The sequence below is a fragment of the Telluria sp. GW821-FHT07G12 genome (assembly GCF_059418525.1).
On the sequence record NZ_JBWKQA010000003.1, the window covers coordinates 125,964 to 140,493 of the forward strand.

General features: G+C 64.9%; 18 protein-coding genes. 10 read left to right on the forward strand and 8 right to left on the reverse strand.

The genetic code is table 11. The annotated features are described in order from the left end of the window. Positions 1-318: 318 nt before the first annotated feature. From AC07PE_RS13075 to ubiA, 4 genes are read right to left on the reverse strand one after another with little or no spacing between them, the layout of a single operon-like run. The gene (locus AC07PE_RS13075; protein ID WP_498765014.1) at positions 319-609 is read right to left on the reverse strand and encodes a hypothetical protein; all 291 of its coding nucleotides are present in this window, start codon (positions 607-609) and stop codon (positions 319-321) included. After that, positions 602-994: a phage holin family protein gene (locus AC07PE_RS13080; protein ID WP_498765016.1), complete on the reverse strand. Its 393-nt coding sequence runs from the start codon at positions 992-994 to the stop codon at positions 602-604. Before AC07PE_RS13080 ends, AC07PE_RS13075 begins: the two co-directional genes overlap by 8 nt. Continuing rightward, the gene (locus AC07PE_RS13085; protein WP_230020333.1) at positions 994-1,314 is read right to left on the reverse strand and encodes an ElaB/YgaM/YqjD family protein; all 321 of its coding nucleotides are present in this window, start codon (positions 1,312-1,314) and stop codon (positions 994-996) included. The genes AC07PE_RS13080 and AC07PE_RS13085 overlap by 1 nt, the downstream gene beginning before the upstream one ends. A 40-nt stretch (positions 1,315-1,354) precedes the next feature. Continuing rightward, complete coding sequence (gene ubiA / locus AC07PE_RS13090) at positions 1,355-2,209, reverse strand: 4-hydroxybenzoate octaprenyltransferase (protein WP_498765019.1); 855 nt, start codon at positions 2,207-2,209, stop codon at positions 1,355-1,357. A 142-nt stretch (positions 2,210-2,351) separates the two neighbouring features. Here ubiA and AC07PE_RS13095 point away from each other — a divergent pair, with 142 nt between their 5' ends. Then, positions 2,352-2,912 (forward strand): hypothetical protein, encoded by a 561-nt coding sequence (locus AC07PE_RS13095; RefSeq protein WP_498765021.1) that lies wholly within the window; start codon positions 2,352-2,354, stop codon positions 2,910-2,912. Here the strand turns inward: AC07PE_RS13095 and AC07PE_RS13100 are convergent. Next, positions 2,890-3,840, reverse strand: coding sequence for a hydrogen peroxide-inducible genes activator (locus AC07PE_RS13100; RefSeq protein WP_498765023.1), 951 nt, complete (start codon positions 3,838-3,840; stop codon positions 2,890-2,892). The genes AC07PE_RS13095 and AC07PE_RS13100 overlap by 23 nt on opposite strands. A 119-nt stretch (positions 3,841-3,959) precedes the next feature. Here AC07PE_RS13100 and AC07PE_RS13105 point away from each other — a divergent pair, with 119 nt between their 5' ends. Both AC07PE_RS13105 and rfaE2 read left to right on the forward strand, forming a co-directional pair. Then, on the forward strand, positions 3,960-5,141 hold the full coding sequence (locus tag AC07PE_RS13105) for a PilT/PilU family type 4a pilus ATPase (RefSeq protein ID WP_498765025.1): 1,182 nt from the start codon (positions 3,960-3,962) through the stop codon (positions 5,139-5,141). A 52-nt stretch (positions 5,142-5,193) separates the two neighbouring features. Then, complete coding sequence (gene rfaE2, locus AC07PE_RS13110) at positions 5,194-5,676, forward strand: D-glycero-beta-D-manno-heptose 1-phosphate adenylyltransferase (RefSeq protein ID WP_498765027.1); 483 nt, start codon at positions 5,194-5,196, stop codon at positions 5,674-5,676. Between the two features lie 12 nt (positions 5,677-5,688). Here the strand turns inward: rfaE2 and AC07PE_RS13115 are convergent, their stop codons facing one another. Next, positions 5,689-7,260, reverse strand: coding sequence for a dienelactone hydrolase family protein (locus AC07PE_RS13115; protein WP_498765029.1), 1,572 nt, complete (start codon positions 7,258-7,260; stop codon positions 5,689-5,691). A 170-nt stretch (positions 7,261-7,430) separates the two neighbouring features. On the opposite strand from AC07PE_RS13115, the gene AC07PE_RS13120 reads away from it, so the two are divergent. After that, positions 7,431-8,291: an acyl-CoA desaturase gene (locus AC07PE_RS13120; RefSeq protein WP_498765031.1), complete on the forward strand. Its 861-nt coding sequence runs from the start codon at positions 7,431-7,433 to the stop codon at positions 8,289-8,291. On the opposite strand, the gene trmL is transcribed toward AC07PE_RS13120, so the two are convergent. Both trmL and AC07PE_RS13130 read right to left on the reverse strand, forming a co-directional pair. Beyond that, the gene (trmL, locus tag AC07PE_RS13125) at positions 8,273-8,743 is read right to left on the reverse strand and encodes a tRNA (uridine(34)/cytosine(34)/5-carboxymethylaminomethyluridine(34)-2'-O)-methyltransferase TrmL (RefSeq protein ID WP_498765033.1); all 471 of its coding nucleotides are present in this window, start codon (positions 8,741-8,743) and stop codon (positions 8,273-8,275) included. The genes AC07PE_RS13120 and trmL overlap by 19 nt on opposite strands. Before the next feature lie 27 nt (positions 8,744-8,770). Further along, entirely contained in the window at positions 8,771-9,481 is a 711-nt protein-coding gene (locus AC07PE_RS13130; RefSeq protein WP_498765035.1) for a ComF family protein, read from the reverse strand. 96 nt (positions 9,482-9,577) lie between these two features. Here AC07PE_RS13130 and AC07PE_RS13135 point away from each other — a divergent pair, with 96 nt between their 5' ends. From AC07PE_RS13135 to AC07PE_RS13160, 6 genes are all read left to right on the forward strand, one after another. Continuing rightward, positions 9,578-10,474, forward strand: coding sequence for a methyltransferase domain-containing protein (locus AC07PE_RS13135; RefSeq protein WP_498765037.1), 897 nt, complete (start codon positions 9,578-9,580; stop codon positions 10,472-10,474). Positions 10,475-10,823: 349 nt separating this feature from the next. Beyond that, entirely contained in the window at positions 10,824-12,017 is a 1,194-nt protein-coding gene (gene coxB, locus AC07PE_RS13140) for a cytochrome c oxidase subunit II (protein ID WP_498765039.1), read from the forward strand. Between the two features lie 24 nt (positions 12,018-12,041). Continuing rightward, complete coding sequence (ctaD, locus tag AC07PE_RS13145; protein ID WP_498765041.1) at positions 12,042-13,649, forward strand: cytochrome c oxidase subunit I; 1,608 nt, start codon at positions 12,042-12,044, stop codon at positions 13,647-13,649. A gap of 7 nt (positions 13,650-13,656) precedes the next feature. Then, positions 13,657-13,785: a hypothetical protein gene (locus AC07PE_RS13150; RefSeq protein WP_498765043.1), complete on the forward strand. Its 129-nt coding sequence runs from the start codon at positions 13,657-13,659 to the stop codon at positions 13,783-13,785. 1 nt (position 13,786) lies between these two features. Further along, positions 13,787-14,323, forward strand: a complete 537-nt coding sequence (locus AC07PE_RS13155) for a cytochrome c oxidase assembly protein (protein ID WP_498765045.1) — start codon at positions 13,787-13,789, stop codon at positions 14,321-14,323. Continuing rightward, positions 14,320-14,514, forward strand: a complete 195-nt coding sequence (locus tag AC07PE_RS13160; protein ID WP_498765047.1) for a DUF2970 domain-containing protein — start codon at positions 14,320-14,322, stop codon at positions 14,512-14,514. Before AC07PE_RS13155 ends, AC07PE_RS13160 begins: the two co-directional genes overlap by 4 nt. The last annotated feature ends 16 nt before the right edge of the window (positions 14,515-14,530 follow it).

Genomic DNA, 14,530 nt, shown 5'->3' on the forward strand with positions numbered 1-14,530 from the left:
CGGTCCTTACCGCTCGGGCACGGACGGCGATCCGGTCCGCATCGCGCGCAATGTGGAGGCGATGGAAGCCTGTGTGATGCCGCTGTACGAGGCCGGTCACCTGCCGGTGCTGGGCGAATGGCTGGCGCTGCCGACGGTGCGCCTGGCGGGCTCCGAGGCACTATTCCACCCGCATGCGCAGCGCCTGCTGGCGCGCTGCGATGCCGTGCTGCGCATCGGCGGCGCATCGAGCGGCGCGGACCTGATGGTCGACACCGCCCGTGCGCTGGGCAAGCGGGTTTATCGTTCTTTGGAACAGATTGCGCCGGTATGAGCGGGTCAGCGCCGGAATTGTGCCAGCAGCGCCAGTCCGCGCTGGGCCAGGCGCCAGGCCGACATCGCCGATCCGGCCAGCGCCAGCATGCGCTTGCGGCGCAGCAGCGTGAGACCCAGGCCGGCGCCGAGGGCGCCCATGACCAGCTTCCTGTTGCCGGCAATGTAGCCGGCCAGCGGGTGATCGAGCAGGGAAGAAGGCCGCAGGGCATTCAGCTCGAAGGACAAGCCGGTGCGCTGCTCGGCGCAGCGTGCGATGAGCTCCGCGCGGCGTTCGGCGAGAGATGGCTTATTCATCGGTCACCACCGCATGCGGGTGCGCCGCGTGGCGCAGGTAGTCGACGTCCTTGCGCAGCTCGGCCAGGGTATCCGCGAACAGCGGGGTCTGGGCATTGAGCTTGGAGCGCACCGACATCACGATGATGCCGGCGCCGGCCGCCAGCAGGACCGCCATTCCGGCCACGGCCTGCAGCCGGTAGCTGTCCCAGAACAGCAGGATGACGAACAGCGCCACCAGCATCGCCGCGACGGCGGCGAGGAAGACCGCCAGCAGGGTCCACGCGAGGTAGCCGAGCAGGCGGCGCGCGTCTTCCTGGAATTCGACGGCGGCCAGTTCCAGCCGGGTGCCGAGCATGGCCACCAGGGTCGATGCGATGCGGCCTACCGCCGAAAACAGGGCCATTACTTACGGGCGATCAGCATGCCGATCACGACGCCGACGGCAGCGCCGATACCGACCGACTTCCACGGATTTTCCTGCACATATTCGTCGGTGGCCTTGGCGGCGACCTTGGTCTTCTCGACCACGGCCTGCTCCAGGCGGATGATGTCGTCCTTGGCCTTGACGATGGTGCGCTCGAACTTGGCCTTGGCGGCCTTGAATTCCTCGCCGGTTAGCGAACCGCTGTGGCGCAGCCAGGCTTCGGCGTCCTGGATGACGGTCTTCAGGTCGGACAGCAGCTGGTCACGGGCGCCGGTCTGGGTCGGGATTTTTTCCATCATGGTTAAACCTCTTCGGATTGGTTGTGTATTACTGTCAATATTAACCGAATGCATAGTCTAGCGCGACACCTGCGAACAGTGCGGCGCCCAACCAGTTGTTATGACGGAACGCAGCGAAGCACTTCATGCGGTCGCGGTCCTTGATCAAGGTGTAGTGGTACAGCGCCATGCCGGCCGCGACGACGACGCCGCCGACAAACCACCAGCGCAGGCCCAGCGTCCAGCCGCACACCAGGTCGATGCCCAGCGCCGCCGCATAGCAGAGCATGATTGCAGCGACATCGAAGCGGCCGAAAGTGATGGCCGAGGTGCGCATGCCGAGCTTGATGTCGTCGTCGCGGTCGACCATCGCATAGGCGGTGTCGTAGGCCACCGACCAGAACACGTTCGCCGCCAGCAGCCACCAGGCCACGGCCGGCACCTGGTTCTGCACGGCGGCAAAGGCCATCGGGATGCCGAAGCCGAAGGCGATCCCAAGATAAGCCTGCGGGATCGCGAAGAAGCGCTTGAAGTAGGGGTAGCTGCCGGCCACGATCACGGCCACCACCGACAGCTGCTTGGTCAGCGTGTTGAGCGGCAGGATCAGCAGGAAGGAGATGAGGGCCAATACCACCGCCACCATGACCGCTTCCCAGCCCTTGATGCGGCCGCTGGTCAGCGGGCGCTCGGCGGTGCGCTTCACATAACGGTCGAAATCGCGGTCGGCGTAGTCGTTGATCGCGCAGCCGGCCGAACGCATCAGCGCGGTGCCGAGCACGAAAATGACCAGGATCGTCGGATCCGGATGGCCGTTCGAGGCCATCCACAGGGCCCACAGCGTGGGCCACAGCAGCAGCAGGATGCCGATCGGCTTGTCGGCCCGGATCAGACGAAAGTAGAGCGCCAGCTTGTTCATGCTTAGGTTCTTTGAATTGAAAATTTGCAAGCTCAGGATTTTAGCCTGTTCGTGGCGCACGATGGACTATGCACAAAGTATGGCGAACCCGGCCGGGCTACGATGCCGGCTTTCGATGGCAAAAAACCATGAGGAGAGAGGCATGCAGTTCGCAAGTATCGTGGTGGCGGCCGGTATCGGGCTCAGCTGTTGTGCACTGGCCGATGCCGGTTCCAGGTCGGGCGAGGCCAGGGCGGACCGGATAGAGGCAGACTGGACCGAAGCGCAGTCCTTGCGCGAGTTGCCGGCCGGCGTACAGGCCCTGCTGGGCGTGGGCCTGGGCGAGGATGGCGGGATTGCCGACCGCGGCGACCGCTTCAACGCCGGCGACGTGAGCGGCGGCGGCTTGCCGCAGCGCCGCTTCGCGCTCGGCGCCGTCAACGGCGACACCGCCGTGGTGGCGGTCGAGCAGGGCGGACGCGGCTACCAGGTGCAGACGATGGAATTCAGGCAGGTCGGCGCGACCTGGGAACCGGTGCGCTGCACCCTGGGCATGGCGCCGCCGCGGCGCAGCGCGGAGCTGCTGGAAAATATCGCCGCGCGCAAGGCGGCTGCGCCGGGCGCCTGCCGCTTGCCCGGCTTTCATCCGGAGCCGATGCCGGCGACCACCGCCGTCTCGGCCCCGGCCGCTCAGCCGCGTCTCAGGCCGCGACCTGGAGCGTGACCATCTCGACGCCCGGCAGCCGGCAATCGGCCACGGCATTGACCACGGCGTCGATGGCGGCGCGGCGCGTGAAGCTCTTGCGCCAGACGATCACCACGCGGCGCGAGGGCGCCGGTTCCTGGAAGGGCACGAAGGTCAGCATGCCGTTCGGGTCCTTCATGTCCGGTACCGAGGCGCGCGGCAGCACGGTCAGGCCGATGCCGCTGGCGACCATGTGGCGGATCGTCTCCAGCGACGAGCCCTCGAAGGTGCGCTGCATGCCGTTGCCGGCGCTCGGCGAGGACGAGAAGCGCGCCATCTCCGGGCACACTTCCAGCACCTGGTCGCGGAAGCAGTGGCCGGCGCCCAGCAGCAGCATGGTCTCGCTTTTCAGGTCCTCGGCGGAGATGTCCTTGCGCGTGGCCCACGGGTGGTTTCTCGGCATCGCGACCACGAAAGGCTCGTCGTAGAGCGGCTGCACGGCCATGCCGTGTTCCGGCAGCGGCAGCGCCATGATGGCGGCATCGAGCTCGCCCTGGCGCAGCAGGTCGAGCAGCTTGACCGTGAAATTCTCCTGCAGCACCAGCGGCATCTGCGGGACATTGTCGATCAGGTTCTTCACCAGCGGCGGTAGCAGGTAGGGGCCGATGGTGTAGATCACACCCAGGCGCAGCGGGCCCGACAGCGGGTCCTTGTTCTGCTTGGCCAGCTCCTTGATGGCGGCGGTCTGCTCCAGCACGCGCTCGGCCTGGGCCACGATCTGCGCGCCCAGCGGCGTGACCGAGACTTCGGAGCCGCCGCGTTCGAACAGCGTCACGCCCAGTTCGTCCTCGAGCTTCTTGATGGCGACAGACAAGGTAGGCTGCGCAACAAAGCAGGCCTCCGCGGCATGGCCGAAGTGGCGGGCGCGTGCAACGGCAACAATGTATTTCAGTTCGGTCAGGGTCATGAGCTTCCGGATTACAACAGTCCCGCAAGGAGAGAGGATGAGTACTATTTTACCGATAAAGCTGTCGATATAATTGGCCGTTCCGGGCAATGTTGCCCAGCGTTAACAAAAAGGCCATCATGTCCTCCACCTTCGGCCCGGCGGAAGCCCAGGCGTACACGCACAAGCTGCTGACCGTGATGCAGCAGCAGGGCGGCTCCGATCTCTTCATATCCGCCGACTTCCCGCCCAGCATGAAGCACCAGGGCGCGATGAAGCCGCTCAGCAGCCAGCGCCTGACCGGCGAGGTGACGCGCGCGCTGGCCCTGTCTCTGATGAACGAGCGCCAGCGCGCCGAGTTCGAGGCCGAGATGGAGTGCAACTTCGCGATCTCGCTGCCGAACGTCTGCCGCTTCCGCGTCAACGTCTTCGTGCAGCAGCAGAGCGTGGGCATGGTGGTGCGTACCATCGCCTCCGAGATCCCGACTTTCGAAAAGCTCGATTTGCCCGAGGTGCTGAAGGACGTCGTGATGACCAAGCGCGGCCTGGTGCTGGTCGTCGGCGGCACCGGTTCCGGCAAGTCGACCACGCTGGCGGCCATGATCGACTACCGCAACGCCAACTCGGCCGGCCACATCATCACCGTCGAGGATCCGGTCGAATACGTCCACAAGAACAAGAGCTGCCTGGTGACCCACCGCGAAGTCGGCGTCGACACCCACTCCTGGCACAACGCGCTGAAGAACACGCTGCGCCAGGCGCCGGACGTGATCCTGATCGGCGAGATCCGCGACACGGAAACGATGGAGCACGCGATCGCCTTCGCCGAGACCGGCCACCTGTGCCTGGGCACCCTGCACGCGAACAATGCCAACCAGACCATGGACCGGATCATCAACTTCTTCCCGGAAGAGCGAAGGCCGCAGCTGCTGATGGACTTGTCGGCCAACCTGCGCGCCATCGTCTCGCAGCGCCTGATCCGCACCGAGGATGGCAAGGGGCGCAAGGCCGCCATCGAGATCCTGCTGAACACGCCGACCATCAGCGAGATGATCCTGAAGGGGAACTTCCACGGCATCAAGGAGATCATGCACAAGTCGCGCGAACTGGGCATGTGCACCTTCGACCAGGCGCTCTACGAGCTCTATAACGCCGGCTACATCGGCTACGACGAGGCGATCCGCAACGCCGACTCGGCCAACGGTCTGCGCCTGCAGATCAAGCTGTCGGGCGAACGCCGCGGCCCGGGCGGCGAGGGCGGGACGTCGAAGGCCGAGCTGTCGATGATGGTGGAAGAGGAACCGGAAGAGGGCGCGAGTTAAAATACGTCATTCCCGCGAAGGCGGGAATCCATACCGAGCATCCGGGCCACACATGCCAACTTTCGAACAAAAACTCACCACCCGCGCCGAGCTGCAGCAGCGCGTCGCCCAACTCCCGAAACCCGTCGTGCTGACCAACGGCGTATTCGACATCCTGCACCGCGGCCACGTCACCTACCTGGCCCAGGCCCGCGAACTGGGCGCCTCGCTGGTGGTCGCCGTCAACACCGATGCGTCGGTGAAGCGCCTCGGCAAGGGCGACGACCGCCCGCTCAACACCATGCACGACCGCATGGCCGTGCTGGCCGCGCTGGAATCGGTCAGCCTGGTCGTCGAATTCGACGAGGACACCGCACTGGAAGTGGTGCAGGAAGCCCGTCCCGACATCTACGCCAAAGGCGGCGACTATGTCATGACCGCCATCCCGGAAGGGAAGGAAGTCATCGCCCAGGGCGGCAAGGCGGTTGCGATCGATTTTGCGCACGACCGCTCGACCACCAAGCTGGTGGCCAAGATCCGCCAGTTCGGCGGATAAGCGCGCTAAACATCAACCGCCGGCGGCCTTCGCAACCGGTTCCGCCCCCAACGCCTTCAGCCGATCGATCGCATGCCCGAGCGTCGGCTCGATAGCCAGCGCGCGGCGGTATTCGTCGATTGCCAGCTGGCGTTCGCCGACTGCCTCGTAGGCTTCGGCCAGGCTGTCGGCGATCCAGCTCCACTCCGGCGCCATTTTTGTACCGAGGCGGAGGATGGGCACCGCTTCCCTGGCGCGGCCGCTGCCCAGCAGCGCGTTGCCGTACTGGTTGCACCAGTTTTCATCCACGACGAAGGCCGGATTGGCGGCATGCATCCTGTCGTAGACGGCCTGCGCGTGCTCGTAGCCGCCGGTCTGCAGGGTGCGGATGAAGGCTTCCAGCGTCGGTGGCGTGCCGGCCCCCTTGCGGCGTTCCACCGCCAGCATGTGCGCCGGCGCCTTGTTGGCCGAGGGTTTGTTGTCCAGGAAGGCCATCGCCTTCGCGTCGTTCTTCAGGTAGGCGTCGAGGAAGCGTTCGACATAGCGCGCGGTCCAGCTGTAGGCCATCGAGACTTCATCGCGCGAGTACTCGCCGAACTCTGCGTCCTTGGCATGATGGTGGGTGAACGCCGCGAAATCCCTGTGCTTCATCGGCCGCATGGAGACGATGGTCATGTCCGCGTACGTCATCTCGTTCAACAGGCTGTAGTCGAGATTCTTCTTTTCCTTCACCAGGGTTTCGGTGGAGTCGCCCGCGCGGCCGACGAACAGCATCGGCACCGCCAGCCGCGCCGGGACGGCATACTTGGCGGCGTCCTTGCCGCCGTCGACGTACTTGGGCCAGTAGCGCACCGAACCGTCCAGGCTCACCAGCGCGCGAATGCGATCGTCCTTCGCTGCCGCCAGCACGTTCGACAGTCCGCCCCAGCTGAAGCCGACCACGGCGATACGCGACATGTCCGCCTGCGGCATGGCCTGGGCCTGGCCGATCAGGAAGGCGATGTCGCCGGCCTGCGCTTCCAGTCCTTCGAGGTCCGTCGACATGGCTTTGGTGCGCGTCCCCATCGAAGGACTGGCGATCACGATGTAGCCGTGGCTGGCCAGGTATTCGCACAGGTCGGCGTTTTCGGCGGCGGTCGAGCTATGGCTGGCCGCGTAGATCACCACCGGGAACTTGCCGGCGGCGGCCGGCGCCTCGCGGCTGGCCCACATCGGCTGGCTCTGCACCTGCTGCGCCGCCGCCGGCGTCATGCCCAGCGTGGCCGGCGCCATGCGCGTATCGGTGATGCGCTGAACCTCCGCGGGCGGCAGCCAGGGAGTATCCTCGGTCGGGATGGTGGCCTCGTAGTCGCGCCAGGTGAGCGGCTTGCCCCTGGCTTTGGCCGGGTACCAGGTAATGGCCTGGATCGGCCTTGCGCGCTCGTGCGTCTCGGGCTGGCCCGTCACCAGGTCGAAGGCGGGGCGGTAGACGCGGGAGTAGTCGTAATGGGCCTTGACCTGCACGCCGACCGGATAGGGGCCGGGCTCGTTGGAGAAGACAAAAGTTTCGGCGGCGCCGGCGGCGCCGGTGGCGGCCAGCAGGATGAGGGCGAGAAGTCTATGCATTGCGTGGATGATGTATTGAACGAACGCTCATCCTACGTGGGTAGGCCTTGTGAACATAGCTGTCAGTTTTACCAGCGCTTCTCGACAGCCGATTGCTTCCGTTCTTGACTTTCTCGCCTCGATATTCTTTAATTTCTGTAAATTCAGAAATTAAAGAAACGGAGGGCCAGGTGAAGATCGTACAAGCTCAAGTCGAAGGCGCAGTGCGCTACGCCCCCATCAAATCGCTGTGGATGAGCTCGATGGCACTGGCGGCCGTCATCGGTGGCGCCATGACCTTTTCATGGGCATGTCTGCTGCTGTTCGTGACGGTGACGAGCATGGTGCTCCTGTTCGGCGCGACCCTCGGCATCCACCGCAAGCTGATCCACGACAGTTTCCAGTGCCCGCGCTGGCTGGAATACCTGATGGTCTACCTGGGCGTGCAGGTCGGCCTGTGCGGCCCGCTCGGCTCGGTGCGCCAGCATGCATTGCGCGATCACGCGCAGAATCTTCCCGAATGCCACGCCTACCTGTGCCACGGCCGGCCGATCTGGCTGGATGCATGGTGGCAGATACATTGCACCTTCGAGCTGGCCGCGCCCGCCGGCTGGGCGCCCGAGCGGCGCATCGCCGAGGATGCTTTCTACCGCTTCCTCGAGCGGACCTGGGTCCTGCAACAGGCGCCGCTGGCGCTGCTCTTATACCTCTGGGGCGGCTGGGGCTTCGTGTTCTGGGGCGTCGCTGCGCGGGTGACGGCGGCGGTCGGCGGCTATTGGCTGATCGCCTATCTCGCCCATAACCATGGGGCGGTGCGCTTCCCGGCCGGCGGCGCGGCCGTACAAAGCCGGAATGTGCGTTTCACTTCGCTGCTGACCATGGGCGAATGCTGGCATAACAACCACCACGCCTATCCCGGTTCGGCCAGGCTCGGCCTATACGCCGGCGAATGGGATCCCGGCTGGTGGGCGCTGAGCGCGCTGCGCAAATGCGGCCTCGTCTGGGATCTGCGCTTGCCGGCCATGGGCTCGCGTCAGCCGCCGCCCGCGTAGCCATTCTGGCGCCAGGCCTCATACACCACCACCGCCACCGTGTTCGACAGGTTCAGGCTGCGGTTCCCCGGCATCATCGGCAGGCGGATGCGCTGGGCCGGCGGGAAGGATTCGCGCAGCGCCGGATCGAGGCCGCGCGATTCGGCGCCGAACACGAACACGTCGCCGGGCCGGAAGGCGGCGTTCGAGAAGGGCGAGGAGCCGTGCGTGGTCATGGCGAACATGCGCGACGTATCCGGTTTGGCGTCATCCAGGAAGGCTTGCCAGTTCTTGTGCACCTTCATGGTCGCGTAGTCGTGGTAGTCGAGGCCGGCGCGGCGCATCTTGGCGTCGTCCAGTGGAAAGCCCAGCGGCTCGATCAGGTGCAGCTGCGCGCCCGTGTTGGCGCACAGGCGGATGACGTTGCCGGTGTTCGGCGGGATTTCGGGTTCGACCAGGACGACGTGGAACAAGACTTTCTCCTTGCATGAAGGCGCCCATTATAAGGACCGTTGCGGCGGCGTGCGCGCAAACACCAGGTTGCTCACGCGCGCGGCGCCGAAGCGCTTGAAGGTGGCCGCCAGTTCCTCCAGCGTGTGGCCGCTGGTCATGACGTCGTCGACCAGGCCGACATGGCGCCCTTCGATCAGGTCCGGATCGGCGATGCCGAAGGCGCCGCGGATGTTCTCGGCGCGCTCGTGCGGCGAGACGCCGGACTGGGCGCGGGTATCCAGCTGGCGCACGGCCAGCGCCGCGTGCAGGGCGACGCCCAGCAGCCTGGCCAGCGGCCTGGCGATTTCCAGCGCCTGGTTGTAGCCGCGCTCGACCAGGCGGGCGGGGCCCAGCGGGACCGGGCACAGCAGGTCGGGCAGGGGACAATCGGGCCTGGCCAGCACGGCGTCGCGCAGCATCTCCGCGAACCACGGGGCCAGCGGCAGCCGGGCGCCGAATTTCAGCTGCAGGACCAGGTGATCCAGGGGCGGGGCATAGTCGACGGCGAAGATGGTGGCGTCGTAGGAGGGCGGGATCGATTCGCATACGCCGCAGGTGCCGCCGCCCGGCAGCGGGTTGGCGCAGCGTGCGCAGCGATTTGTGACTGGCAAGCAAAAATGATCCCGGCAGGGTGCGCACACAACGCCTTCGCAGCCGCCGCCGCACAGGGCGCAGCTGGAGGGCAGCAGCAGGTGGAGGAGGGCGCGTGCAGAAAGCATGGGTGTCCGATCTGTTCAGCCACCATCATGTACACTCCCGCCATTGTCCCATTTGACCGCAGTTGACCCATGGCTTCGCCCCAATCCCCTTCCAAGATGAGTGCGCCGATCGACCCGGCGCGCGTCAAGCAGCTGTTTGCCGACCCGAGCCGGGTGGCCCCGTCGGATTTCCTGCGCCGCGAAATCGCCTCACGCATGTTCGAGCGCCTGTCGCTGGTGAAGAATTCGCCGCAGCAGGTGCTGGACGCCGGCTGCGGCGTCGGCGCCGACCTGGCCCAGCTGCAGAAGGCCTATCCTGCCGCCCAGGTGCTGGGCGTGGACGTCGCGCCGGCCATGCTGGCGGCGGCGGGCGCCGCCACCCAGGCGCCGCGCGGCTTCCTCAGCCGCCTGCTGCCGGGTAAGAGCGGCATCGATCTGGCCTGCGCCGACTTCGGTGACCTGCCCCTCGGCCCGAACTCGGTCGATCTCGTATGGTCGAACCTGGCATTGCACTGGCATCCGCAGCCGGACCGCGTGTTTGCGGAATGGCGCCGCCTGCTGCGCGTGGATGGCCTGCTGATGTTCTCGAACTTCGGCCCGGACACCTTCCGCGAGCTGCGCAATGCCTTTGCGGCGATGGACGAAACCCCGCACACGCTGCCCTTCGTCGACATGCATGACTTCGGCGACCAGCTGGTGGAGGCGGGCTTCACCACCCCGGTGATGGACATGGAACAGATCACGGTCACCTACGATACGGCGCAGGCGCTGCTGCTCGATGTTCGCGGCTTCGGCGGTAATCCGCTGGCCACGCGCCGCCGCGGCCTGGTCGGGCGCGCCGCCTGGCAGCGCATGCTGGATGCCCTGGAAAGCCAGCGCCGCCCGGACGGCAAGCTGGGCCTGACGTTCGAGGTGATCTACGGCCACGCCTTCCGGCCGGCGCCCAAAGTCACGGCCGCGGGCGAGGCGATCGTGCGCTTCCAGCCGCGCTCGCAACCGCCGCGTCCCCAATGACAGAGGAAACTTTGCCGCAGTGCATCATGCAACACTCATGCTGGCAGAGTAATTTTCCTTGAATAAAAATTAGCGATTTCAGTATAATCAATGACACTTTTTTCGACTGTAGCAGTCATCACGCTAAAAACTTCAGCAAAAACAGCGTGAAGTCGAACTGGTTGCAGCAACACCAAAGGCTCTGGAAACCGTCTTCGCGGTACCGGGGCCCGAGCAAGCGAGTTCATCTTGGTACGTGTAGTCCCTGATGGTCGATGTTTGCAGGAAGGATTTCGGAGCGGCGGCAGTTCGTTCATGGAGTGCCGGCCTCTTTAAGAAAATTCATTTTTTTTGGGTGGTTGGGGACAACATGACTTATGCAAAGCGATTAAAAGCGGCGATGTTCGGTCTCGCGGCAGGGACCGGCATGCCGGTTCTGGCGTGGGCCGAGCCCGAGGTGATCGGGCGGCCGGCGGAACACCAGCTCAACATGCAGCCTGCCGTAACGAGCATCGGCGACTATATCTACAGCCTGCACAACTGGATGATGATCGTCTGCCTGATCATCTTCTTCGCCGTCTTCGGCGTGATGTTCTACTCGGTGTTCAAGCACCGCAAATCGCTTGGCCACAAGCCGGCCACCTTCCACGAATCCACCGCCGTCGAGATCGCCTGGACGGTCGTCCCGTTCCTGATCGTGATCGGCATGGCGCTGCCTGCCACCCACGCGGTCGTCGCCATGAAGGACACCTCGAATCCGGACCTGACCATCAAGGTCACCGGCATGCAGTGGAAATGGGGCTATGACTACCTGAAGGGCGAGGGCGAAGGCATCTCCTTCATGTCCAACCTGTCGACCCCGCGCAGCGCCGTCGGCGAGCCGGGCGTGGCGCCGACCACCGCGCGCACCGAGACTTACCTGCTCGAAGTCGACAACGAAGTCGTGGTGCCGGTGAATAAGAAGGTCCGCCTGGTGCTGACCGCCAACGACGTCATCCACTCCTGGACGATTCCGGCTTTCGCCGTCAAGCAGGACGCGATTCCCGGCTTCGTGCGCGACGCCTGGTTCAAGGCCGAAAAGGTCGGCACCTACCGCGGCAACTGCGTCGAGCTGTGCGGCAAGGAACACGCCTTCATGCCGATCGTCGTGAAGGTCGTATCAAGCGAAGACTACTCCGCCTGGGTCAACACCAAGAAGAAGGAAATGGCGGCCCTGGCCGACGATCCGAGCAAGGTCTGGACCATTGACGAACTGAAGACCAAGGGCGAGAAGATCTACGCCGCCAACTGCGTGGCCTGCCACCAGGCCAGCGGCCAGGGCGTGCCGAACGCCTTCGCTTCGCTGGTCGGCTCGCCGGTCGTGCTGGGCGATAAAGCCGAGCAGATCAACGTCCTGCTGAACGGTAAGCATAGCGGCAAGTTCCCGAGCGCGATGCCGGCATGGAAGCAGCTGTCGGATTCCGACATCGCGTCCGTGATCACCTATACCCGTAACAACTGGACCAACAAGGCCGAACAGAACATCGTGCAGCCGTCGGAAGTCCTGGCCGCCCGCGGCAAATAAGCGTTTGGAATCGGAGACATTGAAATGAGTTCCACCATCGATCACGCACACGACGATCACGCGCACGACCACGCGCACGATCACGCCCACGACCACCCGACCGGCCTGCGCCGCTGGCTGTTCGCCACCAACCACAAGGACATCGGCACCCTGTACCTGTGGTTCTCGTTCACCATGCTGCTCTCGGGCGGCGTGCTGGCGCTGATGATCCGCACCGAGCTGTTCCAGCCCGGCCTGCAGTTCTTCCGTCCGGAGTTCTTCAACCAGCTGACCACCATGCACGGCATCGTGATGGTGTTCGGCGCGATCATGCCGGCCTTCGTCGGCTTCGCCAACTGGATGATCCCGCTGCAGGTGGGCGCCTCCGACATGGCGTTCGCGCGCATGAACAACTTCTCGTTCTGGCTGCTGCCGCCGGCCGCGATCCTGCTGGCGACGTCCTTCTTCGTCCCGGGCGGCGCCACCGCCGCCGGCTGGACCCTGTACGCGCCGCTGTCGACCCAGATGGGCCCGGGCATGGACATGGCGATCTTCGCCCTGCACATCATGGGCGCCTCGTCGATCATGGGCTCGATCAACATCATCGTCACCATCCTGAACATGCGCGCGCCGGGCATGACCCTGATGAAGATGCCGATGTTCTGCTGGACCTGGCTGATCACCGCCTACCTGCTGATCGCCGTGATGCCGGTGCTGGCGGGCGCGATCACCATGACCCTGACCGACCGCCACTTCGGCACCTCCTTCTTCAACGCGGCAGGCGGCGGCGACCCGGTCATGTACCAGCACATCTTCTGGTTCTTCGGCCACCCCGAGGTCTACATCATGATTCTGCCGGCCTTCGGCATCGTCTCGCAGATCATCCCGGCCTTCGCCCGCAAGCCGCTGTTCGGCTACGCCTCGATGGTGTACGCGACCGCGTCGATCGCGATCCTGTCCTTCATCGTCTGGGCCCACCACATGTTCACCACTGGCATGCCGGTGACCTCGCAGCTGTTCTTCATGTACGCCACCATGCTGATCGCGGTGCCGACCGGCGTGAAGGTGTTCAACTGGGTCGCCACCATGTGGAAGGGCTCGATGACCTTCGAGACCCCGATGCTGTTCGCGGTCGGCTTCATCTTCGTGTTCACGATGGGCGGCTTCACGGGCCTGATCCTGGCCGTGACCCCGATCGACATCCAGGTGCAGGACACCTATTACGTGGTGGCCCACTTCCACTACGTGCTGGTGGCCGGCTCGCTGTTCGCCCTGTTCGCCGGCTTCTACTACTGGGCCCCGAAATGGACCGGCCACATGTATCCGGAAGGCCGCGGCAAGGCGCACTTCTGGCTGTCGCTGATCACCTTCAACATCACCTTCTTCCCGATGCACTTCCTGGGCCTGGCCGGCATGCCGCGCCGTTACGCCGACTACGCCGTGCAGTTCACCGACTTCAACCAGATCGTGTCGATCGGCGCCTTCGGTTTCGGCCTGAGCCAGGTGTTCTTCCTGTTCTTCGTGGTGATCCCGACCATCCGCGGCGGCCAGAAGGCGGAAGCCAAGCCATGGGAAGGCGCGGAAGGCCTGGAGTGGACCGTGCCCAGCCCGGCGCCGTTCCACACCTTCGAGAACCCGCCGCTGGTGAAGTGAGATGATCATGGCTGAACATGGCCACAAGCGCGATGCGGAGCTGCGCAGAAAGAACCTGCGCACCGCCCTGCTGGTCGGCGGCCTGGCGCTGTTCTTCTTCGTGCTGCTGTTCGTCAAGCGGCTCTGGCTGAACTGAGATGAGCGCCTCGCTGAACTGCACTACCTTCGTCAAGCTGGTGGTGGTGGCCTTCGTGATGTTCGGCTTCGGCTATGCGCTGGTGCCGGTCTACCGCCAGGTATGCGAGGTATTGGGCATCAACGTGCTGACGCAGAAGGACGGCACGGTGGAGCGCCCGGCGAATACCCAGGTCGACCTGAAGCGCACCGTCACCGTGGAACTCGACGGTAATGCGCAGGGGCCGTGGCGCTTCCGCCCGACCCAGCGCAGCATCGATGTGCACCCGGGCGAGATGGCCACCGTGGTCTACGAGGTCGTCAACACTCAGGCGCGCACCGTGAAGGCCCAGGCCATCCCGAGCTACGCGCCGCAGTCGGCGATGCCGCATTTTAAGAAGGTCGAGTGCTTCTGCTTCAAGGAGCAGATATTGAAACCGAACGAGGCGCGCCAGATGCCGGTCGTGTTCTTCATCGATCCGGCGCTGCCGCGCGAAGTGAAGAACATCACGCTGTCGTACACCTTCTTCGAGGTGGGCGGCGCAGTGGCGGCGCAATGAACAAGAAAGCAAGCTTCGGCGCCACCATGAAGGCCGTGTTCTGGTCCTTCTTCGGGGTACGCAAGCGCAAGGATTACGAGCACGACGCCGCCAACCTGAACCCGGTCCATGTGATCGTCGGCGCGCTGATCGGGGTGGCGATCTTCATCGGCATCCTGCTCTTCGTGGTGCGGATGGCGGTAGCGAAATAAGCAAAGAATGACGGAA

What these genes read in the sequence shown, in the direction of transcription:
- AC07PE_RS13075 (WP_498765014.1), bottom strand. Translation starts at nt 609, where the DNA reads ATGAATAAGCCATCTCTCGCCGAACGCCGCGCGGAGCTCATCGCACGC.
- AC07PE_RS13080 (WP_498765016.1), bottom strand. Translation starts at nt 994, where the DNA reads ATGGCCCTGTTTTCGGCGGTAGGCCGCATCGCATCGACCCTGGTGGCC.
- AC07PE_RS13085 (WP_230020333.1), bottom strand. Translation starts at nt 1,314, where the DNA reads ATGATGGAAAAAATCCCGACCCAGACCGGCGCCCGTGACCAGCTGCTG.
- ubiA (WP_498765019.1), bottom strand. Translation starts at nt 2,209, where the DNA reads ATGAACAAGCTGGCGCTCTACTTTCGTCTGATCCGGGCCGACAAGCCG.
- AC07PE_RS13095 (WP_498765021.1), top strand. Translation starts at nt 2,352, where the DNA reads ATGCAGTTCGCAAGTATCGTGGTGGCGGCCGGTATCGGGCTCAGCTGT.
- AC07PE_RS13100 (WP_498765023.1), bottom strand. Translation starts at nt 3,840, where the DNA reads ATGACCCTGACCGAACTGAAATACATTGTTGCCGTTGCACGCGCCCGC.
- AC07PE_RS13105 (WP_498765025.1), top strand. Translation starts at nt 3,960, where the DNA reads ATGTCCTCCACCTTCGGCCCGGCGGAAGCCCAGGCGTACACGCACAAG.
- rfaE2 (WP_498765027.1), top strand. Translation starts at nt 5,194, where the DNA reads ATGCCAACTTTCGAACAAAAACTCACCACCCGCGCCGAGCTGCAGCAG.
- AC07PE_RS13115 (WP_498765029.1), bottom strand. Translation starts at nt 7,260, where the DNA reads ATGCATAGACTTCTCGCCCTCATCCTGCTGGCCGCCACCGGCGCCGCC.
- AC07PE_RS13130 (WP_498765035.1), bottom strand. Translation starts at nt 9,481, where the DNA reads ATGCTTTCTGCACGCGCCCTCCTCCACCTGCTGCTGCCCTCCAGCTGC.
- AC07PE_RS13135 (WP_498765037.1), top strand. Translation starts at nt 9,578, where the DNA reads ATGAGTGCGCCGATCGACCCGGCGCGCGTCAAGCAGCTGTTTGCCGAC.
- coxB (WP_498765039.1), top strand. Translation starts at nt 10,824, where the DNA reads ATGACTTATGCAAAGCGATTAAAAGCGGCGATGTTCGGTCTCGCGGCA.
- ctaD (WP_498765041.1), top strand. Translation starts at nt 12,042, where the DNA reads ATGAGTTCCACCATCGATCACGCACACGACGATCACGCGCACGACCAC.
- AC07PE_RS13150 (WP_498765043.1), top strand. Translation starts at nt 13,657, where the DNA reads ATGGCTGAACATGGCCACAAGCGCGATGCGGAGCTGCGCAGAAAGAAC.
- AC07PE_RS13155 (WP_498765045.1), top strand. Translation starts at nt 13,787, where the DNA reads ATGAGCGCCTCGCTGAACTGCACTACCTTCGTCAAGCTGGTGGTGGTG.
- AC07PE_RS13160 (WP_498765047.1), top strand. Translation starts at nt 14,320, where the DNA reads ATGAACAAGAAAGCAAGCTTCGGCGCCACCATGAAGGCCGTGTTCTGG.